Origin of the sequence: Malacoplasma penetrans HF-2, from assembly GCF_000011225.1 — a bacterium.
Classification (GTDB): domain Bacteria; phylum Bacillota_I; class Bacilli_A; order Mycoplasmatales; family Mycoplasmoidaceae; genus Malacoplasma; species Malacoplasma penetrans.
The window spans coordinates 255,926-280,122 of record NC_004432.1; the positions used below are offsets into that span (position 1 = coordinate 255,926).

General features: G+C 24.5%; 20 protein-coding genes and 1 tRNA gene. 15 read left to right on the top strand and 6 right to left on the bottom strand.

What is annotated here, in order from left to right; all coding sequences use genetic code 4:
* Position 1: 1 nt before the first annotated feature.
* The 9 genes from MYPE_RS01055 (at position 2) to gatB (ending at position 9,675) form a co-directional block, all read left to right on the top strand.
* Positions 2-985, top strand: a complete 984-nt coding sequence (locus MYPE_RS01055; protein ID WP_044891202.1) for an ATP-binding protein — start codon at positions 2-4, stop codon at positions 983-985.
* 184 nt (positions 986-1,169) lie between these two features.
* The gene (locus MYPE_RS01060; protein ID WP_011077031.1) at positions 1,170-1,805 is read left to right on the top strand and encodes an MPN555 family protein chaperone; all 636 of its coding nucleotides are present in this window, start codon (positions 1,170-1,172) and stop codon (positions 1,803-1,805) included.
* A 96-nt stretch (positions 1,806-1,901) separates the two neighbouring features.
* Positions 1,902-3,335: a replicative DNA helicase gene (gene dnaB / locus MYPE_RS01065; protein ID WP_011077032.1), complete on the top strand. Its 1,434-nt coding sequence runs from the start codon at positions 1,902-1,904 to the stop codon at positions 3,333-3,335.
* 85 nt (positions 3,336-3,420) lie between these two features.
* A complete protein-coding gene (locus MYPE_RS01070) occupies positions 3,421-4,620 on the top strand; it encodes a hypothetical protein (RefSeq protein WP_044891203.1) in 1,200 nt (399 codons plus the stop codon).
* Between the two features lie 109 nt (positions 4,621-4,729).
* Positions 4,730-5,398, top strand: coding sequence for a uracil-DNA glycosylase (locus MYPE_RS01075; RefSeq protein ID WP_044891204.1), 669 nt, complete (start codon positions 4,730-4,732; stop codon positions 5,396-5,398).
* A gap of 74 nt (positions 5,399-5,472) precedes the next feature.
* Positions 5,473-6,546, top strand: a complete 1,074-nt coding sequence (locus tag MYPE_RS01080; RefSeq protein ID WP_011077035.1) for an ECF transporter S component — start codon at positions 5,473-5,475, stop codon at positions 6,544-6,546.
* Between the two features lie 21 nt (positions 6,547-6,567).
* Entirely contained in the window at positions 6,568-6,846 is a 279-nt protein-coding gene (gene gatC, locus MYPE_RS01085) for an Asp-tRNA(Asn)/Glu-tRNA(Gln) amidotransferase subunit GatC (protein ID WP_011077036.1), read from the top strand.
* Positions 6,847-6,848: 2 nt separating this feature from the next.
* On the top strand, positions 6,849-8,252 hold the full coding sequence (locus tag MYPE_RS01090) for an amidase family protein (RefSeq protein ID WP_011077037.1): 1,404 nt from the start codon (positions 6,849-6,851) through the stop codon (positions 8,250-8,252).
* Positions 8,230-9,675, top strand: a complete 1,446-nt coding sequence (gene gatB, locus MYPE_RS01095; RefSeq protein WP_011077038.1) for an Asp-tRNA(Asn)/Glu-tRNA(Gln) amidotransferase subunit GatB — start codon at positions 8,230-8,232, stop codon at positions 9,673-9,675. Before MYPE_RS01090 ends, gatB begins: the two co-directional genes overlap by 23 nt.
* 47 nt (positions 9,676-9,722) lie before the next feature.
* Here the strand turns inward: gatB and MYPE_RS01100 are convergent.
* Together MYPE_RS01100 and MYPE_RS01105 are read right to left on the bottom strand one after the other, a co-directional pair.
* Positions 9,723-9,811: transfer RNA gene (locus MYPE_RS01100), tRNA-Ser, on the bottom strand.
* 40 nt (positions 9,812-9,851) lie between these two features.
* On the bottom strand, positions 9,852-10,445 hold the full coding sequence (locus MYPE_RS01105) for a DNA integrity scanning protein DisA nucleotide-binding domain protein (protein ID WP_011077039.1): 594 nt from the start codon (positions 10,443-10,445) through the stop codon (positions 9,852-9,854).
* 136 nt (positions 10,446-10,581) lie between these two features.
* Between MYPE_RS01105 and MYPE_RS01110 the strand changes: the two genes are divergently transcribed.
* The 4 genes from MYPE_RS01110 to MYPE_RS01125 all read left to right on the top strand — a co-directional run bounded on the left by MYPE_RS01110 (position 10,582) and on the right by MYPE_RS01125 (position 16,643).
* Complete coding sequence (locus MYPE_RS01110; RefSeq protein ID WP_011077040.1) at positions 10,582-13,413, top strand: cation-translocating P-type ATPase; 2,832 nt, start codon at positions 10,582-10,584, stop codon at positions 13,411-13,413.
* Between the two features lie 98 nt (positions 13,414-13,511).
* Positions 13,512-14,378, top strand: coding sequence for a hypothetical protein (locus tag MYPE_RS01115; RefSeq protein ID WP_011077041.1), 867 nt, complete (start codon positions 13,512-13,514; stop codon positions 14,376-14,378).
* Between the two features lie 461 nt (positions 14,379-14,839).
* On the top strand, positions 14,840-15,733 hold the full coding sequence (locus MYPE_RS01120; protein WP_011077042.1) for a hypothetical protein: 894 nt from the start codon (positions 14,840-14,842) through the stop codon (positions 15,731-15,733).
* Positions 15,734-15,788: 55 nt separating this feature from the next.
* Positions 15,789-16,643, top strand: coding sequence for a hypothetical protein (locus tag MYPE_RS01125; protein WP_011077043.1), 855 nt, complete (start codon positions 15,789-15,791; stop codon positions 16,641-16,643).
* Between the two features lie 202 nt (positions 16,644-16,845).
* On the opposite strand, the gene istB is transcribed toward MYPE_RS01125, so the two are convergent.
* A complete protein-coding gene (gene istB, locus MYPE_RS01130; RefSeq protein WP_011077044.1) occupies positions 16,846-17,607 on the bottom strand; it encodes an IS21-like element helper ATPase IstB in 762 nt (253 codons plus the stop codon).
* 1 nt (position 17,608) lies between these two features.
* Positions 17,609-18,985 carry a DDE-type integrase/transposase/recombinase gene (locus MYPE_RS01135; RefSeq protein ID WP_044891206.1) on the bottom strand — a complete coding sequence of 459 codons (1,377 nt, stop codon included), beginning with the start codon at positions 18,983-18,985 and terminating at the stop codon, positions 17,609-17,611.
* 316 nt (positions 18,986-19,301) lie between these two features.
* Here MYPE_RS01135 and MYPE_RS01140 point away from each other — a divergent pair, with 316 nt between their 5' ends.
* Positions 19,302-20,429 carry a hypothetical protein gene (locus MYPE_RS01140; protein WP_044891207.1) on the top strand — a complete coding sequence of 376 codons (1,128 nt, stop codon included), beginning with the start codon at positions 19,302-19,304 and terminating at the stop codon, positions 20,427-20,429.
* An 86-nt stretch (positions 20,430-20,515) separates the two neighbouring features.
* Here MYPE_RS01140 and MYPE_RS01145 read toward each other — a convergent pair whose 3' ends face one another.
* Both MYPE_RS01145 and MYPE_RS01150 read right to left on the bottom strand, forming a co-directional pair.
* Complete coding sequence (locus tag MYPE_RS01145) at positions 20,516-22,159, bottom strand: ATP-binding cassette domain-containing protein (RefSeq protein ID WP_011077047.1); 1,644 nt, start codon at positions 22,157-22,159, stop codon at positions 20,516-20,518.
* Complete coding sequence (locus tag MYPE_RS01150; protein WP_160162146.1) at positions 22,152-23,759, bottom strand: ATP-binding cassette domain-containing protein; 1,608 nt, start codon at positions 23,757-23,759, stop codon at positions 22,152-22,154. Before MYPE_RS01150 ends, MYPE_RS01145 begins: the two co-directional genes overlap by 8 nt.
* Before the next feature lie 239 nt (positions 23,760-23,998).
* Between MYPE_RS01150 and MYPE_RS05680 the strand changes: the two genes are divergently transcribed.
* Positions 23,999-24,139: a hypothetical protein gene (locus MYPE_RS05680; RefSeq protein ID WP_160162147.1), complete on the top strand. Its 141-nt coding sequence runs from the start codon at positions 23,999-24,001 to the stop codon at positions 24,137-24,139.
* Positions 24,140-24,197: the final 58 nt, after the last annotated feature.

Below are 24,197 nucleotides of genomic sequence, written 5' to 3' on the forward strand. Positions count from 1 at the left end.
TATGAGAGAAGTCAAAAAGTCTAAAATAGAAAAAATAACAGATACTGATTTAAAAAATTTACATCAAGAGTTAGGAATTAATTCAGATGTAAATTCTTTAAAAAATGTATCTTTTCCTAAAAGTTTTTTGAATGGAATTAAAAATAATGAATTATTTAAAAACTGTGGAAAATTATCCGATACTGATGTTAGTTTAAATGCAGTTCAACTTCAAAGAATAGTTAATGAAGAAGAAGAGTGTAAATTATCTTCAAGTGATGTTTGTCCATTTAATGGATATCATTTTGCAGTTGATAGAGATAAAGAAACTAACTTTTTAGTCTTTTATTATAGGATTTGTAAAAAACTAGAGACACAAGTTTTATATAGAGAAAACCAAAAGAATTTTTTATACAACTCATATGCATTACTAAAACAATTTCCATCTTTAAAAAATGAGAACATTCAAACCTCAATTTCTAAAAATAATTTCTTAAAAGAATTTATGGATATATATAGAAATGATTTAAATTATGGGATTTACACCTATGGAGTTCAAGGTGTTGGTAAAACTCATTTTTTTAAATTGGTTTGCAACAAAATTATTACTGAAAAAAAGAAACAAAGAACAGCAGCTTTAATTAGTATGGTTGATTTAGTTGAAACATTAAAAAATTCTTTTTCAGATAAGAATAATCCTAAATATGAAAAAATCATTCAAGCTATTAATCGTGCAGACTTTTTGTTCTTTGATGATTTAGGAGCAGAATTTGCAACTGATTGATTCTATTCAAATATTTTTTTAAACATTTTAGATAATAGACTTTCAACTAATAAAGCAACATTTTTTAATTCAAATTTAAATTTCAAAGAATATGAAGAGAAAATATTAAAAAGTTGTAAAAATAAAGATCCCCATATAGCAAAAAGAATTATTGTTAGAATTAAAAGATTAGTAAATAATAAAGTTATAGAGATGAAAGATAAAAAGTTTTCTAGTTTATAAAGTAATGACAGAATTCTAAATTTATGGTTAACTTAATAATGGTTATTACAAAAAATAATTATGTTTTTAACTCAAATTTCAGTATAAGAAATAAATGATTGACTAAGGGATTTATTTAGAATTTTTTACTCTTTAGTTATATACTATTAAACATATACAATAAATTATTAATAAGGTATTAATTATGATTACTTTTAAATCAACTGCTAAACAAAAATTTCGTATCGATTACAATAAACAATTTGTTATTGAACAACTTTTTGCAGATCCTAAAATGTTAGATGTACATGTTGAAAAAATTAGATCAGTATACAAAGATGCATCTGACAATTTCATTAGAAACCAAATTGACCACATCATCATTAAAGAAAATGCTTTTAATGAAGTAATGAAATATTTAGTTGAATTATTTGAATTTACATATGATGAAACAGAAGTTGGTTCATTTAGAGATAAATTAAAAACAACTATGACAAACTTAAATGATTCTCAATGTGAAGATCTAGCAAGAAAGTTAATTCAAAAAGGTTTAATTTTTAAAGTTTTAGCAAGAGATAATAAATTAGAAGTTAGCGATGATGATGCTAAAAAATATTTAGAACAATATTACAAAACTACAAACAATTCTATTAATGAATTTTTAAACAATAATGAAAAGTTTGATGAAATTAAAGATATTATTTTAGAAGAAAAAATTACTCAATGAGTAATTAGCAAATTCAAAATATCTTTAACAATTCAAAACATTTTAAATAGACAAGTTCCAGTAAATGAAAATGCTGCACCTCAAGGACCAGCATTCCAAGGACCTAAGGCATAATTTAAATTGCTATTAATTTGTTATTTTTTAAAAAAAGTGAAAAACAACTGTGTAAGTTGTTTTTTTAATTGGATAAAATAAAAAGGAGGTTCAAACATGAATAAGATTGATCAATTACTTTATAATGACGTAGATCAAAGTTATATTATTGAAATTGAAGATATTATAATTTCTTGTGTTTTAAACAATGATGCAGATATTGATGAAATATTTTTACATCTTTCTCCTAAAGATTTTATTAAGCCAGAAAATAGAATTATTTTTAAAATTGCTATAGATTTTAGAGAAAACAATGAACCAATAGACTTCATTGCAATTGCAGACTACATTTCTAATGACAGTGACTTAAGCATTCACTTCAAAGATCATAAAAGATACCTATTAGATTTATCTTCTTCTCACACTTACTCTAAAAACCTTGAACAATATATTGAGATTATAAAAAATTCTTCTATTAAAAGAAGTATTAACTCTTTTGCTGAAGAATTAAAAAATACTGATTTAGATTTAATTAATGCAAATGAAAAATTATGAGAGTTAGAAAAAGAATTCTCTAATATTGCGGGTTCAAAAAAAGGAAAGCAAATTTCTAGTATTCAAGAAATAATAGAAGAGTTCCATAAAAAACTTGAACTTATAAAAGAACAAAGTGATGATATTCAAGGCGTAAGAACTGGATATTCAAATATTGATAACTTAACTAATGGATTCCATAATGGTGATTTAGTAATTTTAGCTGCCAGACCTGGTATTGGTAAAACAACTTTAGCAATAAACTTTTTACTTAATATTGCAAAAAACCTTAAATTCAAAAATGAAGAGAACTCAAAAAATGAGAAGAAACAAAAACCACAATGTGTTTTAATGTTTTCTATTGAAATGGGTAAAGACCAAATTTGTCAAAGGCTTTTAACGAATTTAAGTCATATAAATCCTATGAGAAAAGATTTGAATCAAACTGAAGAATTATCTATAATGGTAAGTTCAACTGAACTTAAAAAACTTCCAATCTATGTAGATGATTCAAGTGATTTAACGTTATTAGATATGCAATCAAAAATTAAACAATTATCTAATACTATGGAAATAAAACTTATTGTTTTAGACTACCTTCAATTATTAAAATTATCTGATAGCAATAGAAGAGGTTTTAATAGACAACAAGAAGTTTCTGAAATTTCTAGAACATTAAAAAAATTAGCCAGACAATTCAATGTTCCTATAATTTCAATTGCTCAATTATCAAGAAGAATTGAGGAAAGAAAAGGTGGTCCAAATGCAAGACCAATGTTATCAGACTTAAGAGAATCTGGATCAATTGAACAAGATGCTGATATGGTTTGTTTTTTAAGTTATATTGATGACAATCCAGAAGAAGCAGAAGATGACAAAAATCTTGAGTCACAATTAAAGAGTAAAGTTCATGTTGAGTTTATATTAGCCAAAAACAGAAATGGACAAACGGGAATTTGTGAATTAATTTTTGATAAAACTATTAATACTTATTTTGAAAAAAATAATAAACATTAAAATTTATCAATATTGTAATTAATATTTAGATTTTATATTTAAAATTATCTTAGTTGTTTTCAAATTCAAATATATGAGGAAGAGAATGAAACCAAAGTTTATTAAATTATTTTTAGCAAGTTCTACTGTTGCATTAACAACAGTTACTTTATCTTCTTGTGCCGCACAACAAGTTGTTCAATATGGAGTATATTCTCCAGTGTTGTCAAATGCACCAACTGATGGTGATACTGAAGTAACTGACAGACAAAAGACATTTAAAAATTTCTATTTCAACAATTTTGGATATAGTTCAACATCTACTTTGTATGCAAAAGCTACTGATACAAATAATTACTCTTCTTTTTCTAACACATATTCTGCAGCTTCATGATTAGGTGTTATGTTTCCTTTGGTTAATTACATTAACTACTTATCTAATTTATATTATTTAGGTTTTAATAGCAATAACAATAATTGAAAGAAAGAAATCATAAATGTTAGTTCAGCTTCAGATATAGAGAATCAATTTATTTATAGTTTAGCTAACACAACTTCAAAGGGAAAAAGTTCTTTAAAATTTGGTGTAGTTGGAGTTGCTTTGAATTTCACAACTAGTACAACATCACAAAATGGTGGAAGCAGTGGAACAACATCAAACAATTCTATTTATCCTGCAAAAGATTCAAAATTAAAATTTAAAAAAAGTGATTCTACACTTACATTTGAATCTACTTCAACATTCCAATTAGCTGTTAAATTAGGTTATTGAAATTCTTCTTCAAACAATCCTACTCAAAATTTAGCTACAGTAGACCAAATAAAAAGTGAAGTAAGTAGAGTTGGTTCTTGAGATTCAAGTTATGTAATGACAGATTCAATGTATCTAGTTTTAAATTATAGTAATGTAAAACTTAATTTAACTTATCAGACTTCGAAAGTAAAAGAAGCAGATTCATCTCAATCAACAACTATTGATGGTTTATCAGAAGATGGGAAAGAATTTACATGAACAGAAAATTTAGCTAAGGCATCTCTGACTCCTACTTTCTCTTTTTCTGGAAGTTCATCAAGTTCAAGTAATGGTGGTTCTAGTGGTACTAGTAATACACCAGCACTAACAACTTTAGATAATTCTTCTGTAAATACTGCAGTGGTTTCAATTGCTAGTTTATTAAGTTCTTCTTCTTTTAACTTAGAAAATATAAACAAAGAAAAAGAAAAATATTTACATTCTTTAACATTAAGCAAAGAAGTTCCTTCTTCTTTCGCTTCTATTTTTAATGGCAGTACAACAACTAACTAAATAATTTTAAATCACATCTAAGTAAAATTTATTAGGTGTGATTTTTGTTTTATTACTAATAAGAAAATACACATTCTTTTTATATGTTCTATTAAGATATAATGAACTTATGTATTTGAACAAATTTATTTCTGAAGTTAAAGACAGTTGAAAAGAATTTTTTGAACAAGAATTTGAAAAAGAGTATTTTCACTCTTTGGATTCTTTTATAGAACAAGAATATAAAAACAAAACAATCTATCCTTTAACTTCAAATATTTTTAGAGCTTTTACATTTTTTGCAGTTAGTGAAACTAATTTAGTAATAATTGGGCAAGACCCATATCAAACTGAAGATATGGCAGATGGATTAGCTTTTTCAACCCAACTAAAAGTTAAACCAAGATCTTTATCTAATATCTTTAAAGAATTAAAGAATGATTTTAATATAGATAGAACTAATTATGATTTATCTGATATTGCAAAACAAAATGTTTTATTGTTAAACACAATTTTAACTGTTGAAAAAAATAAAAGTTTCTCTCATTCAAACAAAGGCTGAGAAATCTTTACAAACAATGCAATTAAATATTTAAGTGAAACTAATCCTAATGTAATTTATTTATTAATGGGTAACAATGCAATTTCATTAAAACCATTAATATCTAAGAGTTTGGCAATATTTGAAACTTCACATCCATCTCCTTTTAGTTATAGAAAGAGTTTAATGAACTCAAAAGTATTTAAAGAAATTAATAAAGCTTTAATAACTAACAATAAAAAGGCAATAATTTGATAATATTAATATATATGTTTTCTAATTAGTAAGAGGTTTAAATATTAGAGTTATTTATAACTTTAAGAAAATCTAAAATGGATATAAATACTTTAGCTAGTAGTGCAGAATTTCTAAGTCCAAAATCTAGCCCTATTTCCTCTGTTGTTATTTTTTTCTCTTTCTTCTTTGCTACTTTATTAGTAGAAATAGTAAAGAAAATATTTTATTATTTTAAAGCTAAAAAAAGATACTATGTAATTCCTAGACCATCAATTCAAGGGATTGCTAATATTGCAATGACAATTGCTTTATCAGTTGCAGTTTTATTATTGTTAACCTTTGTAACTTCAAATGCTTTTTCAGTTTTATTTAGAGCATTCCCAGGAAGTAGAATTACCATTGAAGGTATTCTAATTAAAATTGGTGGATTATTATATGGACCTTTTATTGGAATGTTAATAGGTGGTCTAACAGATATATTTTCTATTTTAATGACAGCTGGGGTATTTCACTATGGATACTTCATAGCTGGTATGGCATATGGTTTATTAGCAGGATTAGTAAGATCAGTGCTTTCTTTTGCTAAAGAGAGTAGAACTTGGTATGCAATTATATCTTCTATTATTGCAACAATTTGTTCATTAGCAGCAATTGTATTTATTTATTCAATTAGCACTTCAGGATTTGAACAAAGCATTATAACTTTTATTCCTTTCATTCCTTCAAGTCCCGATAAAATTTCTAGAGAATTTTTATCTTATATCTTTATAGGTTTCTGTGTTTTTGTAGTTCTATTAATTTGGTTATTTTTCTTCTTTTCAAATAGATATCAAAAATGAAAAATGCTTTATGGAAATAAAAAGCACTTTAAAATCACTAGACCTAAAAAAATTGATAAACATTACTTTAATAATTTCTGTTTAATTCTAATTTGTTGTATTATTACTGAGGTTTGAATTAATGTTTTATTAATGCCCTCAATTGATGCAGATGTAAGTACACTAGGATATGATGATTGATTTATTATCAGAGTTGCTATGTTTATTCCAATGATCATATTCAACTTTGTAATCATTTTCCCAGTATATGTTATTATTGCCCCAATTGTGCAATGAGATTATAAAAAAGAATTAGTAGAAGATTTAAAAGTACCATTTTTTGTTAAGTAATAAATAAGGAGCAATTTTTATATGGCTAAATTATCAAATAAGATTACTAAAGAAATTTCTAAAAATCTAATGATAGAAATTCCTGAAGATGAAGCAACAAAAATTTCTGAATTGATTCAAAATTCAGTAGACAAAATTGAAAAGATTAAAGGAATCGATTTATCAAAAGTAGAACCAATGGACTATCCAAATATTGTAATTAAAAACTCTTTTAGAGAAGATGAGATTGATGCTTTTGATAATACTGAAGAATTATTAGAACAAGCCCCTGAAAAGAAAGATGGATATGTAAAGGTATAATAATGAAAAACAATAGTGAAATTTTGAATACCCAAAATAAGATTAAAAATAATTCAAAAGAATTTGAAAATTATTATCAGAACACAATTAAAGATTTAAAGAAAAATAAAAAATTAAATGCTTATTTAAATCTTGTTGAAAATTATCAGTACGCTACTGATAACCCTAAGTCTCAATTAAATAAAATTTTATATGCTGTTAAAGACAACATAAATGTAAGAGACACAATCACCACTGGTGGTTCTTTATTTTTTGAAAACTATAAAAGTACATATACTGCAACTGTAGTTAAGTTATTAGATAAAGCTGGTGCCATTCCCATTTGTAAATCTAATTTAGATGAATTTGGATTAGGTGGTACTGGTTTATTTAGTGCTTATGGGGATGTTTTAAATCCTTTTGATGAAACTAGAATTGCTGGTGGTTCTTCTAGTGGTAGTGCAGTTCTAGTAGCTAAAAAGTTAGTTACTTTTGCACTTGGTACTGATACTGGTGATTCAATTAGAATGCCTGCTAGTTTTTTAGGAGTATATGGATATAAACCAACTTATGGATTAGTTTCAAGATTTGGTGTGTTTCCATACTCTCCTTCAATTGACCATGTTGGTGTTTTTGCTAATTCTGTTGATGATGTAGCAATTGTAATGGACACTATTAATCAACATGATAGCAATGACTTCACTAGTCAGGATATCAAATTAGATTTCTTAATTGAATTAGATAAAATAGATAAAAAAGCAAAATTAGTAACTTTAACAAATGTTGTTGATTTATTAGGTAAAGAAGAAAAAGAATTATTTACTAATACTTTAAATAAGATTAGTAAAGAATTCAAAATTAATGAAGGATCATTATCAACTGATTTAATTCATTTAGTTCCTGTAGTTTATGAAATCTTAAGTTATTCTGAGGCTGTAAGCTGTTATCAAAACATTACTGGAATTCCATTTGGAAAAAAAGGTAAAGGGAAAACTTTTGAAGAAAAGATTATAGATGCTAGAACTAAGAACTTTGGAAAAGAATTAAAGAGAAGATTTGTTTTAGGTTCTTTTGTTACTTTAAAAGAAAATGAAGAACTTTTATTGAAGTGTAAAAAAATTAGAAGATTGATTGTTGATAAAGTTGAAGAGCTTTTCAAAAAGTATGACTATATCATCATGCCTGGAGCAAGTTCTATAGCACCAAAAGTTTCTGATGTTAAAAATAACAAAACTAAACCAAGTGATGTAGATAATTATTTACAAATTGCTAACTTTGGAGGTTTCCCATCTCTTACTATTCCAATGGGTAAAATTAAAAACATGCCAATTGGTATTAATATCATGGGAAAAATTAATAGTGATAACAAATTATTAGCACTTGCAAAAAGAATAGATAGTTTAATTGGAGATAAAAATGAAAAATAATTTTGAAACAGTTATTGGAATTGAAGTCCATGTAGTTTTATCTTCAAAAACTAAGATGTTTTCATCTTCTAAGAGTTCTCATACAGATCCTAAAAATACTAACATTTCACCAATTGATTTAGGACACCCTGGGACAATGCCATTACCTAATAAAAGATGTATTGAAAAAGCAATAGTATTGGCAAAAGCTTTAGATATGGAAATTGAAAAAAATATATCTTTTGATAGAAAGAATTATTTTTACCAAGATTTACCAAAAGGTTTTCAAATTACTCAGCAATTTCATCCAATTGGAAAAAATGGAAAAATCTATTTAGATGAAAATAACTTTGTAGATATTGAAAGAATTCATTTAGAAGAAGATACAGCAAAGCAAACTAAAGAAGATGATGGAACAATTCTTTTAGATTACAACAGATCAGGAATTCCTTTAATTGAAATAGTTACTAAGCCTTGTATTAAAAGTTCTACTGAAGCTGGATTATTTTTAAAAAAACTTAGAAGAATCTTAACCTTCAATGATATCTCAGATGCAAAAATGGAAGAGGGTTCACTAAGAGTAGATGTAAACATTTCTGTTAAACCAATTGGTTCTAAAGAGTTTGGAACAAGAGTTGAAATTAAAAACATCAATTCTATTAATAATGTAGAAAAAGCAATAGAATATGAATCAAACTTACAAGCAGAACAAATATTAAAACAAGAAGAAGTGTTAATGGCTACTAAGAGGTTTAATGATAAAACATTAACAACAGAATTCATGCGTTTAAAAACAACTAATGTAGATTATCACTACATGGTAGAACCAAACATTTTTGTAAGAAAAATTTCAGATGATTTTATTACTGATGTAATAAAAAATAATTACACTGATATTAAATCAATTGAAGCAGATTTATTAAAAAACAATGTCTCACAAGAATTTATTAATTTATTAATGGATGATTATGAACTATTCCAAAAATTCAAATTTATTAATGATGAAATAAAAGATTGTAATGAAGTTATTAAATGATTGTGTGTTGAGTTTGTAGGTTCTTTAAACAAAGTAAATCTTAAATTGAAAGATGCAACAGATTTTCAATTGAACCAACTTTTAAAAATGATGAAGTATTTATTAAAAGATGCTTCAATTAATGCAAAGCAAGGTAAAGAGATTGTTAAGTTATTAATTGAAACTAATAAAGATATAGATACTTTAATTGAAGAAAATAACTTTAAACAAATTACAGATAAAAATGTTTTAAGACCTATTCTTGAAAAATATGTAGAAGCTAATAAACCAATGTTAGATCAATATGATAGTAGACCTGAGCGTGTTGAAAAATTCTTTATTGGTATGGTTATGAAAGATACAAATGGACAAGCCAATCCTAATGTAGTAACTGAAATTTTTAATGAAATCTTAAAATTAAACAAATAAAAAAAGATGAATAAGTAATTTATTCATCTTTTTTGTTTATTTATAAATGGCGGAGACGATGAGATTCGAACTCATGCACCGGAAACCGATCTAACACCTTAGCAGGGTGCCCTCTTAACCACTTGAGTACGTCTCCACAATAATCTATTTACACATTTATAGATTATAACATTTTTTTAGATTAATCTTTTTAAATTTTCTTCAAGTTCTTCTTGAGATTTACCAAGGATATCTAATTCTCCTCTTTTAGCAAAAGAAATCTTTCCATTAGTTTCAGAAACTACAAATGCAATTGAATCTGTAATTTCTGAAATTCCTAAAGCTGCTCTATGTCTAGCACCATGCTTAGAATAAACTGCTTCTTTAGTAATTGGTACATAACAAGAGATTGCCTTAATTTCATAATTTGAAACTATTAAAGCACCATCATGGAAAGATGCATTCTTGTTTGAAAATACTGAATAAACAAATTCAATATCAAAACGAGAATCCATTTTAAAACCTGAATCTTGGTAAATGTTTAATGAGTTTCTTTGTTCAAAAATAATTAAGGCACCAATTTTTTTAGAACTTAATCTCATTAAAACATCTGCCAAATTTAGAATGAAGTTTTCTCTTTCTTGTTCAATTACTTTTCTTTGAGAAAATTTTCTTTTAATAATTTCTCAAACTCTTCCAGCATTTGTATTTGAAATGCTAAAAAAAATAACCGAGAAAATTATTGATCAAAGAAGTAAGAAGGAAAGAATTACTAAAATTGCTATCATCATATAAAAAACTTAAGATTAATATAAATTTATTTGTTATTAATTTTACATTAAATTTTTAATAATATTTTTACAAAAACGATAAAATAAGTTAATATTTAAATTAATTTACAAGAAACAAACTTTTAGAACATTAAAAATGAACAAAAATCTTAATGAATCGTTATCAAACCTCTCCACAAATATTGAAGAAGGTTTAAGTACTCAAGAAGTTGAATTTAGGTTAAAGAAATATGGACCTAATAAAATTGCTGAGTCTAAGAAAGTTAAATTTATTACTAGAGTCTTGGAACAATTTAAAAATCCAATGATTCTACTATTGCTAATTGCTGCAATCATATCTTTATTAATTGCTTATGTACCATCATTTAAAACTGATACTGGTGCTACTCAAATTGAAAGACTAGTAGAAAAAGTAGAACCTTTCATCATTTTTCTAATTGTTTTTATTAACTGTATTTTTGGAGCAGTCCAAGAAGCTAAATCCGAAAAAGCAGTAGACTCTTTAAACAAAATGATTATTTCAAAAGCCAAAGTATACCGGAATGATGATTTTGATGTAATTAATTCTGATCAATTAGTTCCAGGAGATATTATTGTCTTAGAAGCAGGAGATTCTGTTCCAGCTGATGGAATTATTATTGAATCAACACTATTTAAAACTCAAGAATCTGTTCTAACAGGTGAATCATTACCAATTGATAAAGATCCTACTTTTGTATTTGATATTAATACTCCAATTGCAGATAGAAAAAACTGTGTTTATTCTGGAACTAATGTAATTAATGGTAAAGCTAAAGTATTAGTTACTAGCACTGGAATGAATACTGAAATTGGTAAAATTGCTAGTTTAATTAAAAATGCTGAAAATGATGTTTCTAAGATTGAAAAGAAAATTAAAAAATTAAGTAACATTTTAGGAATTGCTGCTTTTGTAGTAATGGTGTTAGCTTTCTTACTATCAATCTTTTATTTAAATGGAATTGATACTATTAAATACACTTGAGCAAATGGATTTAAATTAGGAATATCAATTGCAATAGCTGCAATCCCTGAAGGTTTATTTGCAATTATGACAGTAGTATTCTCTTTAGGTATTAAGAGAATGATTAAGCAAAATGCTTTAATTAAAAAAATTCAAACTGTAGAAACTTTAGGAAATGTTTCAATTATTTGTAGTGATAAGACTGGTACACTTACTCAAAATAAAATGAAAGTTATTAAAGTTTTTGATGGTAAAAAATCTTATTCAGATGTTTTAGAAATCAAAGATAAAAAAGTACTAGAATATGCAATGTTGTGTAATGACAGTAATGATGATGATGGAATTATAGTTGGAGATCCAACAGAAACTTCATTAGTAAATGCTGGAATTGCAACTGGTTTAAATTTTGAAGAAATTCAAGATAAATACCCAAGAGCACAATATATCCCATTTGATTCAGATAGAAAGATGATGACAACAGTTCATAAAATTGGATCTGAATATGTAGTTATTACTAAGGGTGCATTTGATGAAATTACTAAAGTTGCTAAAAATGTAGATAAGAGCTTCTTTGAAGAAAATGAAAAAATGAGTAATAATGCTTTAAGAGTATTAGCTATTGCTTATAAGAAAATTAAAACTCTTCCTAAAAAGAACAGTTTATTAGAAACTGAATTGAATGTATTAGCATTATTTGGAATTCAAGATCCTCCAAGACCAAAAGTTAAACATTCAATTGAATTAGTTAAAAAAGCTGGAATTATTCCAATTATGATTACTGGAGATCATGCAAACACTGCAAGTGCAATTGCAACTGAACTTGGAATTTTAGTTGATAATAAAAAAGTAATTACTGGTGCTGAGTTAGCAAAATTATCTGATGAAGAATTTGCTAACAATATTGGTGATTATGCTGTTTATGCTAGAGTTTCACCAGAAGATAAAATTAGAATTGTAAATGCTTGAAAAAAACATAACAAAATTGTTGCAATGACTGGTGATGGTGTAAATGATGCGCCTGCTTTAAAAGCTGCTGATGTTGGATGTGCTATGGGAATTAATGGTACAGAAGTTAGTAAGCAAGCTGCTGACATGATATTAACAGATGATAACTTTAGTACAATTGTGGAAGCAGTTAGAGAAGGTAGAGGGGTAATTGATAACTTAAAAAGAGTTATGTTATTAATGTTTACTACAAACATTGTTTCATTCTTAGTAACTTTTTTAGGAATCTTTATCTTCCATTATTCACCTTTTTCTGCAATTCAAATCCTTTGAATTAATTTAGTAACTGAAAGTTTACCTTCAATTGCATTGGGTGCTCAAAAACCAAAACCATATATAATGGATTTCTCTCCTAAAAATAAAAACAATTTAGTAGATATTAAGATGCTTACTAAAATTGTGGTTCAAGGATTAATGTTTTCAGCAATTGCTTTAATAATGTACTTTGTAACTGCTGGTATCTTTGTTGGTCATGATTACAATTTATTTGTTAATGCTTTAAAAGCAATTGAATCATCTACAGATTTAACTGCTGACCAAAGAGCAGCATTATTCAATATGCAAATGAGTGGTAGTTTATCTGCTTTCATAGTAGTAACTTTCTCACAATCATTTAATGGATTTAATTTAATGTCTAAACAATCTATTATTAAATCTAAGTGAGAAGATGCAAGATACATGGTTTTAGCTTTCTTAGTTTCTGCAGTTCTATTAATTTTTGTGATCCTAATTCCTAGATTAAATGATATCTTTAACTCTAACTCTTACTTGTTTAGTGAATCAGTTTCTAGATATATAAATTCAGATTTAACTTTAGGTGGTCAAATAAGTTCTTCTTATAATTACTTATTCTTTATTGCTTTTGTAATGGCTTTTGTTCCAACAGTGATTTTTGAGTTAGCCAAATTATTCTATAACTCAAAAGGTTATAAGCAAATTGAAAAGAAATTTGTTTGATTACAAAAATGAAATGCTATTTAATTTAAAATATGAAACTTCTATTTTTAAAAATAGAAGTTTTTTATTTATATCTTGTTTATATATATAATTAAAATATTTATATTAATTAATTATTAAGTATGGATAATTTAAACAATAATTTAGATTTAACTGATAATTTATTTCCAAACAATGATAATGAGGTGTCAAATCTAAAAAATGACAATAGATACTTTTTTATTGAGCAAGGTTATAAAACTTATGGAAGTTGATATTTTAATCAATCACTAAAGAAAATTCAAAAGTTGTCATTAGTTAAAGCTCTGTTAGTTTCAGGACTTTCTTTTATATTTGTAAGTTGCTTAAGTTACTTTTTTCAATATTTACTAATAACATCAAAATATAATAATTCAATTGTGTCTGTGGTTATTGTAATTTTATCTGTATTGGTAAGTTTTATTCTATGAATCTTGTTAATTGCAAATGTATTTGAAAAAAAGTATTTATGGAGTTTTATAGTTGGAATATTATATTGTTTATCATCTGGTTCAGCATTTTCTTTTTTATTCTATGAATTAAATTTCATAGAAGGATCAATAGTTTTTTCTATTATAGGGTTTATATATTCTTTAACTTCACTTCTAATATTGGCTATTAATAGAAATGCAATTAAATTAAAATTTGTAGTTTTGTATGCATTTATTGGTTTAATTTTTATTAATTTATTTTTTTTAATTTTAGGTTTCACATCTGATGTTGCATTTAATTATTTTGGTATTGAAACCAAATTATTAAATTATTGTCTTTTAATCTTTTTTGGTAGTTTATTTGCTTTAGTTTATTTAATATACCAATTGTGATTAATTAATAGAATGAAAGAATTTAAAAATGAAGAATTAAATAATCAATATTCTATCTTTTTAGGAATTAAAATACTTTTAAGTATTTACTTTATAGTGTTTGAATTACTTATATATATGCATGTTGCTAATTATAGTAATGTTTAGTTTTATTTAACTTATTGAAGTGTGGGTTATGGTTTTAGTTATTGATAAAGTTACATAAGTATTTGTAATTGTAATCCTAAAATTAAATGATACCCTTCTCAAGTTGCTATTTGTTTTGTTAATTATTTCTTGAGATGTTACTCAATAATCTAAATTTCTGAAGTTAAATTAGTTCATCTTATAATCACTTATTCTTTATTACTTTCAGAATATCTTTTTTAATAGTGGTTTTTTAGTTAATTTAATTATTTGATAGCTCTAATGGCATAATTAATTTGAAATTCAAAATGAATTTGTTTAAAAAATGTATTTGATTACAAATGTGAAATTTCTATTTTTAAAAATAGAAGTTTTTTTATTTGCATCTTAGTTTATAGTTTAATTAAAGTATTTTTATTGAAACAATATATTGAATCATTCAACTATTATGTTTTATAGTTGGAGTTATAGGAAACTTATCAATGAAAGAAAATAAAGCAGATAACAATAAAACTCCCGAAAGCAACAATGATAATTTAGATATCCTTAAAACAATAAATGATATGGAATGTGATTCACTAGATTCATATAGAAAAATTGATCTAGACTATATTAGAAAAAATGGGAATAAAACTTATTCGAGTTGATTTAATAAGTTTTTTGAAAAAAGACAAAAATTAACATTTGCAAAAATACTATTAATTTCTGGAATATGTTTTGTATTGACAAGTTTTATTGGACATTTATTACAATACTTATTAATTACAACTAAATTTTCAAATTCTGTAATTCTAATACCAGTTATAATATTGGGTTTCATTATTTCTTTTGTTCTGTGACTTTTATGACATTTTTTGATTAAATCCAAACATATTTATTTATGAGGTGTATTGATAGCAATTTCTTTTTGTCTATCTATTGGGTCATGCTTTTCTTTTATTTTTTATTTAACTGATAAGATTGAAGCAACAATTATTTTTTCAATAATTGGGCTTTCTTATATTATTGCTTCGTTTTTGATATTATTACTTCATAAAAATGACATAAAATTGAATTTCATAATTTTATATGTTTTTATTGGTGTTTTAATAATTGTCACCATACTATTAATCATTGGCTTCACAACTAATATTTCTTTGAGTTTCTTTGGAGTAAAAACCAAAAACAGCAACTATGGATGAACCATGTTTTCTGGAGTGTTGATATCCCTTATATATCTAATTATTCAAATTACTTTTGTTAATAGTTGTGAAGAATTTGAAAAAAATAAGTTAACTAATAAATTTGATTTTTTTCTAGGGATTAAATCTTTAGGAGATTTATTTTTCATTATATTAGGACTTTCATTTCTTTCTCTTAACCTGTATGCACGATAATTTTTAAAAAAAAAGAAATAAGCAAAACTAAAAATAAGTAACATATATTTAAACTATGAAAAATTTTGAATTAGAAGAAAATGTAAAAACACTAAATAAAACTGTTACTAACGATAGCAATGATATGTCTGATTTTGTAAATAATAGGTATGATTTCTTAAACACTTGAATGTCTAAAAAACACCCACTACCTATTAAAAATCATTTGTTGTCAAGAAGTTTATTTGTTTGTGGAATTGGTTTTATATTGATAAGTGTTGTTGCATATTTATTTGAGTATTTATTAGTTTCAATTAAATACACAAATAACATTATTTTAATAACATCAATAGTAGTTGGCTTTCTATTAATTATTGGTTTATGACTTTTATGAAATTCCAAATTTATGAAAAAAACCTATAGTTTGTGTTTTGTAGTGAACATTATTTATATTTTATTAGTAGCTATATCATTTTCTTTTTTATTCTACTTAATAAGAAGGGTAGAAATTACCATGTTTTTTGGGGCTATGGGATTTTCTTTTTTAATATCTGCATTTATTATGTCTTTATTTAGAAAAAAGAATATTAAATTAAATTGAATTTTTATATATAGCTTAATTGGGTTTTTCTTACTTATATCAGTTTTTCTAATTGTTGCTTATACAACCAACATTACATCAAGTTATTTTGGTATACCAACAGAACTGTCAAATTATGCAGTGATTATTTTTATAGGTTGTTTTTTTGCATTAATTCATTTGTTTTGTGAAATATATCTTATTTTGTATTTAGATGAATTAAAAAATAATAAAAGAGACAATCAATATTGAATTTCTTTAGGTATTAAATTTTTATTAGACATCTTTTTTATTTCCTTTTTAATGGTTCAAAGCAATTTTAAGAAAATAAAAAGTATTAATAAGTATTAAATAATTATTTCAAATAAGAATACCTTCTTACCTTATTAATAATTTCATAAATTAAATAAATAAGTTATTAAGTTAATTTAATATTTAAAAAGAATAGTTGTTAAATGTTTTTGGTAAAGTTAATTCCCCACCCTTTCGGTAAAGTTAATTCCCCACCCCTTAGTATAAATGTGGGACTTAACTTTTTTTATTTAAAAGGGTTTTATTTAACATTATCCTTTCATTCAATTTCTTCTTTTAATTTTAAAGACTCATAGTTTCTATAAGATTTTCCAGCAATGCTAACAACATGGGATTTATGTAATAATCTATCCAATATTGCACTTGCTATAACTTCATCTTGGAATAGTTTTCCCCATTCTGAAAATAGTTTATTTGTTGTAATAATTGTTGAGCTTTTTAAATATCTACTATTAACCAATTGAAAAAATATATTTGCTTTTTCTTGATCCATGGGAAGAAATCCCAATTCATCAATTATCAGTAACTTGTACTTAGAATAGTGTTTAATTCTTTGAGCAAGTTGGTTTTTAAATTTTGCTTCTTGTAAATTATTTAACAACCTATTGCAGTCAATAAAATAAACACTATATTTTGACTCTGCAGCAGCAATCCCAATAGCTGTGGCAAGATGAGTTTTTCCAACCCCTGAAGTACCTTGAAAAATTATATTTTGTTTATTTTTTATAAAATCAAAATTTAAAAAATAATTAATTTGATTTTGATTTATTTGTGGTTGAAAAGTGAAATCAAATTCTTCTATAGTTTTTATTATTCCAAATCCTCCTGTTTTAACTTTTAAATATTTTCTTCTTTTAGTTTTGAAGTTTACCTCCTCTCTTAAAATTGATTTTAAAAATTCAACAATTAAAGGACTAGAATATCTTTGATCCATTAAAAGATTAAATACCTTTTCATTTGTTGTTCATTTAACTTCATTTAACAAATTTTCAATTTCTTTCATTTTAGGTCTCCTGATTTTTCTGATTAAAAACTTTTAGTTTATACTGCAAGTCTAATGACTCAACAGTTTCTTTTGCCATTTTCCTAATGACTTCTTCTGAAATATTGTCACCTCTTTTTAAAAATTCATACTTTAAAATTTCTGAATGAATTTCTGTTGTAGTAAAAGAATGCTTAGCTACTTTTAAACTGTTTTCATATGTTGCAATTATTGTTCCATTATGTTCTATGTAGACATTAGAATCATCTTGATATATTTGCACATATTCATTTAGATATAAAGGTGGTAAGTAGTAAAAATTGCTTAAAAATGCTATTTTATAGTCATTTTTTACCATTCTTGTTTCTTTTGAATTTAAATAACCTTCAATAATTTTTTTGTTAGGTAAAGGTTGAAGTGTATGCAATTCTTGTTTTAAAAAAGATTGAATTGGTTTAAACCCCACACCATTCTCACTGTTGTTGTATTTAGATTCTATGTTTTTAACAATTTCTATTAAGTGATTTTTGTTTTCAATTACTCCAGTTCAAGCTTTTATTTTTTTTGCAATTCTTACAGCACTTTCAACCTTAGCTTTTTGTTCTGGTGAAGCTGGATCACATGGAATAATCTCTATACCAAAATCTCTTTCAAAATCATTTCAATGTTTTTCTAAAATTGGCTTTTTGTTTAAATAGTTTTGGTTTTTAGAAATAATAGATTTCATGTTGTCGCAAACTAAATAAAGAGGGCTGCCTTGGAATTCTGCCAATGCAGAGACTAAAAACTTCAATACAGTTTGAGAACTCTTTTCATAAGAAACAAATAACTTCATATATCTAGAATACGAGAACTTTGTAACCAAAATATTAATTTTTAACTTTCCATCTTCCTTTGTATGAATGACAATATTTTCAGCCCAGTCTATTTCCAAAATTTTTCCAGGATAGGTTTCCTTTATTATTTTTTTTGGAGGAGTAATAGCTCTTGAAGAATAATCATAATTTTCTTTTAAAAATGATTTAAAAGTAGAATAGGAAATTTTATTTTTAAATTCAGTTTTAGATATTTCAAGCTTTGAAGGTAAGTAATCCAAGAGATGTTCATAAATTGAAAATATTGATGGTTTAGTTCCATTGGTTTTTTCTTTATAAGATTCAATTCTCTCTTCTATAATATGTTCAATTTGTGATAAAAAATTCTTAGATGGTTTTTTATATTTTCTTTTGAAGTCACAAGATTTTAATTCTGGGTTATTACTTAAAATTCTTAAATACTTCCTAACAGTTTTTCTGTCTATTTGTAAATCTCTAGATAAAGCCTTAATGTTTACTACTTGTTGATTTTTTAACAATTCTTTAATTTTATCTATCATTCTTATTTTGTTAATTTTTTTCATAATTCCCCCTATTAGAGAAATTATAAAAATCCCCATTTCTTTAGTTAAGTCCTCACGGGGGGTGGGGAATTAACTTTGCCGAAAGGTGGGGATTTAACTTTACCGATAACATAAACAAATTTTCTATTGTTTTTTTCAATTGAGAATTGTTTAATTACTATCTTTTTTTAATAATTTAAAATATTAATATCTATAAATTAAAGGACAAATAATAGATTCAAAATTTTATATAAAATTTTTATAGTATAAATTTCTATATAAGATTTGTTCAGATATTTTTGTGTAATTTAGTTTAAACTACAATATGGAATATAGTATGAAGATAAATACAAATAAATTTTTAAAAAGGACATCCCATTTGCCAATTGCATATACTGGTCTTTCATTAGGGTTTGGTGGTATAGGCAATTGTTTATCATTGTTATTTAATAATTTTAATAATAGTAATTTTAATGCTAGTTGAATTTCATATATCACTATTTTTTTAGTAATTTTTATTTTGTTAGTTATTACTATAAGAAATTGCTGTCATCCAAAATTATTAAAATGAGAATTGAAAGAGCAAATGATGGTTTCACTATTACCAACATATTGTATGTCTTTCATGTTGGTTGCTGGTTTTATTGCAAGTTTTGATTCTTATATGTATTCATCCAGTCAAATAATTGGATCCATTTTATTGATTATTGCAGTAGGATTTCATTTTGTGATTTTAGGTTACTTTATTTTTAGTGTCTATAAACATAATTTTAAAATTAAAAATGATTTAGTATATGGATCATATTATGTTCCACCAATTGGTTTAATTGTTGCTTGTACAGTTGCTAATAACTTTTCTTTAATACCAAATGAATTCTTTCAATTTATTTGGTACTTTGGTTTTATAAGTTATGTACTAATGTTTTTGTTTGTTACATATTTTATGTTATTTAAAAATAAACCAGAAGAATCTAGATATGCAAGCATTGCAGTTTGATTTGCTCCAATTAATTTAGTACCTAGTGGATTCATTAAAGTTTTTATGTGAATAACAGAATCTAATTATTCTCAAACTTATATATTTACTTTGTTTATCCTAACTACTATTTGAGGATTTGTTTTTTCAAGTCTTTTATATATTTATATTTTTAGAACATTCAAAAATTATAAATTTAATCCTGTTTTTTGTTCAATGACATTCCCTTCAGCTATTGGTGCAACTTCAATGGTATTAACAGCTGGTCAATATAGAAAGTTAGCTACAAATATTTTAGATACTAATTCTATTAGTTATCAATTCTTTAATAGTGGTCAATGAATTTTTGGTATTGCAGGTTTTATTTTTTCTATAGTTTCATTTTTAATTATTAGTTATATTTTGGTAAGAATGTTTATTTTAGGATACAAAATCTTATTTACTAATTTAAAAGATAATGAAACTCATCCTTGTTATCTATCTAAATAATTAATAATATTTGAGATTGAATTTGAATTGTTATAAATGAAAATATCTTTTATTAAAGTTGATTTAATAAAAGATATTTTTGTTTCTTATTGATTCAAATCTATGATTTGATCATATTTTTTATATGATTCTTTATTTAAGTGGTGAGTAATATTAATTAAAGTAATCTCTTTGTTATTTAACAAATAAGATTCTATTAAACTTGCAGTTTTATTATCAACATTTGAAGTTGCCTCATCTAAGATAAATAGTTTGCAGTCTTTATATAAATATCTTGCAAAATTAATTCTTTGTTTTTGACCTACTGATAAATCATTTTCAACTTCATCAATAACTAAATTGTTATCAATTGATTTAAGATCTAGTAACTCCAAGATATTGTTATATTTAGTTTCATCAAAATTGTTATCATACAAAGTTATATTGTTTTTTACTGTGTCATTTAATATAAAAGGAATGGGTTCAATATATCCTACTTTATTTAATATACTATTAGTTTGATATGTATTTATTTCATTATCATTTAAATATATTTCACCATTGCTTATTGGTAACAATCCACATATTAATCTAGCTAAAGTTGATTTACCACATCCACTGTTACCAACAAAAGCATAGTTATTATTAGTTTGTAAAGTTAAATTGAAATCTTTAAATATTTGTTTATTTTCAATTTTGTAATCTATATTTTTTATTTTGAAATTGAATTCATTGAAATCAAATATATTTCTATTATCTTCACTTACTTTTAATTCATTTAGTTTTTTATAGATTGGTTTAGCAAGATTATAAGAGTTGTATAGTTTAATAAAATTTGAAGAACTATTAAATAAGTTGTTTCCTAAACTTGCTATGGCTAATAACACTCCAATAGAAGTAATGTTGTTATATCCTATAAAGTTGTAATTACTGTTAATCAACACATTTTTATTTATTAATATAATTGCACAAATAAATAAAACTAATAGTTGAAAAACCTGACTTACTATTCTAATACTTAAATGTGTTGCTTCTGATTTTTTAGAAAAATCAATATTGGTTTTTTTGATAACTCTATTTGGATTTTTTAAAAATAAAGAAGACAACAGTTGGATCTTATTCACAAAAAATAAAGTATTAATTCCTTCTAAAATATTTTTTGTCACATCTGAATATTCTTCTGTTTTTTGATTGAATTTTTTGCTTATTTTTTCAGAGTAATTTTGACTTAACTTTACTACTAATAAATTTATTGAAATTAAAATCAATATTGTTAAAGCTAATATTCAATTTAGAACAAAAAATATAACAATTATTAATGAAGAAAGAAATCCAAGATTAAAAAAGTTAGTAAAGTTAGAATAATATAATTTTGCCAATTGATTAATATCATTTGATAACATAGAGTTTATGTTTTCTTGTTGGTTATTAATCAATTGATAATTCAGTAAATTAATTCTGTTTATTATTTTAAATCTCAAGTTACAACAAACATATTCTTCTAGTTTTTGAGATTGATATTCACTAATTGCTGAAGTGATGGCCAACACAATTACTGTAACTAAAGTTAAAGCAACTCAAATAATAACTTCAATAATTGTGCTGTTAGTTTTAAAATAAAATATTCCTTCCATTGAGTTATAAATAAACATTAAAGATAACATTGTAAAAGCAAATAAAATTGCATTAACAAAAGCATAAGCTATGTTTATTAAAGCTAGTTTTTTATATTTTCAAATTTCTTTATACATTGCTTATACCTCCATCTTTAACTAGTAAAACTTTGTCATATAGTTTTTTATTTTTATCATTGATATGGTGTGTTATATGGATAAAAGTTAAGTCTTTTTGCTCTAACAATATTTTTTCTATATTGAAAGCATTTTGTTCATCAAGATTACTTAAAGCTTCATCAAATATTACAATTTTTTTATTTTGATAAAAACTCCTCGCTATATTAATTCTTTGGATTTGACCGGTAGATAATTTAGATTTATTAATCTTTTTATTAACATCATCAATAAAATTTAAATTACTATTTTTTATAGATAAATCCAATTGTTTTTGATCTATTGAATCATCAAACAAACAGATATTATTTAAAACATTATCTTCAAAAATGTATCCATCATTTGTGACATAACTTACATTTTGATTAATCAGTTTATGATTAATCTTTTTTATTTCTTTTTTATTTCATAATGATTTACCTGTGTGGTCATAATTGATTCCTAACAAAATTTGAACCATTGTTGATTTGCCACAACCACTTGCACCAGTTATTAAGTATTTTTTATTAGCTTCAAATTTGTAGTTTATATTATTTAATATTTTTTTGTCTTTATATTCCAAACTAACATTTTTAAGTTCTAAATAGTTTAATGGTTCTAAATTTTCATTAATACTATATTCATTCTTTTGACTTGGAAAGATATTCTTTTTAATTAATGCTTTTCCAACTGATAAATTCATTATCCCTTGAAATAATCCTTGGAATGTTCCGAAAACTGATCCGGTTAAAAAAGCAATTGAGAATAAAGAAGAAGCAGACATAAAACCTAAAGCACTAAAAACTGCCCCCATTGTAATTGCTAGTAGTTGTCCCAAAATTGCGAGCATGATTAAGGCTCATAAAATCTTATATTGTTTATAAATAAATTCAATTTTATTTTTCTTATACTCAAGAGTATCTTGTTTGATATTGTTTGCTACTATATCTAATCTTCCTAATAAAAATAAGTTTCTAATTCCTTTTAAATTTTTATAAGTATTAACAAAATACCTTTCATTATCTTCACCAAATTTATTTCCTATACTTTCAAGTTTTTGGTTGAAGAAGATTGGAACAAAAACTGAAATTAAAGCAATTACTAAAACTAGCAATCCAATTCCTCAAAATAATAAAAATAATGAAATTAAAGAGAATATAAAAGTGAAAGATAAGGAAATTAAATTAAGTACTACACTACTGCCTTTTGAATAAATATTTAATATGTCATTATTAATTCAATTATGAGCAACAGCAGAATTATTTACTTTAATAAAATCAAAGTTTTTATCATTTAAGTTTTTAATAAATATATCTCTTAAATTGTTATTAACATTTTGTAAATATATTTCTTGTAACACACTAGTTAGATATGAACAACTATACATTAAAACTCATAGTGCAATACTTGAAGATAGGATAATGTAGAAGTAATCAAATCCTATTTGTTGGATTACTGTAAATACTTGTATACCAAAAAAATAAATTGGGTAAGCTACATCAAAATTGTTATAAGCTGCAGTAAAAAAATCAATAGATAAACTTGTTAATAAACTTGCAGCACTTGAAAATATTGCTGTCATAATCATAAGCAATATAACAATGGATAATAGTCATCAATATTTTTTTATAAATAAATATTTCATAACTTATTTTTTAACTCCTGATTACTAAAATTATATTTACTAAAAATTTCAATTTACTTGGTAACAAAGTTTTTTAAAAACTTAAAACAAATTATTTAGTTTTTTAAAAACTCTTTTAAATCTTAATAAGATTAGTGAATGAACTAATATAAAGTTAGTAAGGACAAGGTGAAAATATGAATATTGAAATATTGCAAAGAATTTTATTGGATGAAAAATTATTTAATATCTATGTAGAAAGTGTAGTTGATAACAGTAAAGAATTAGAGCAAAAATTTGGTTGAACACTTATATGTCATACAAGAATTTGTATGTAATTATTAATGCTTTTAAAATAAATTTTTAAATCTGTTAATAGGTGAATAAAAAAATAAA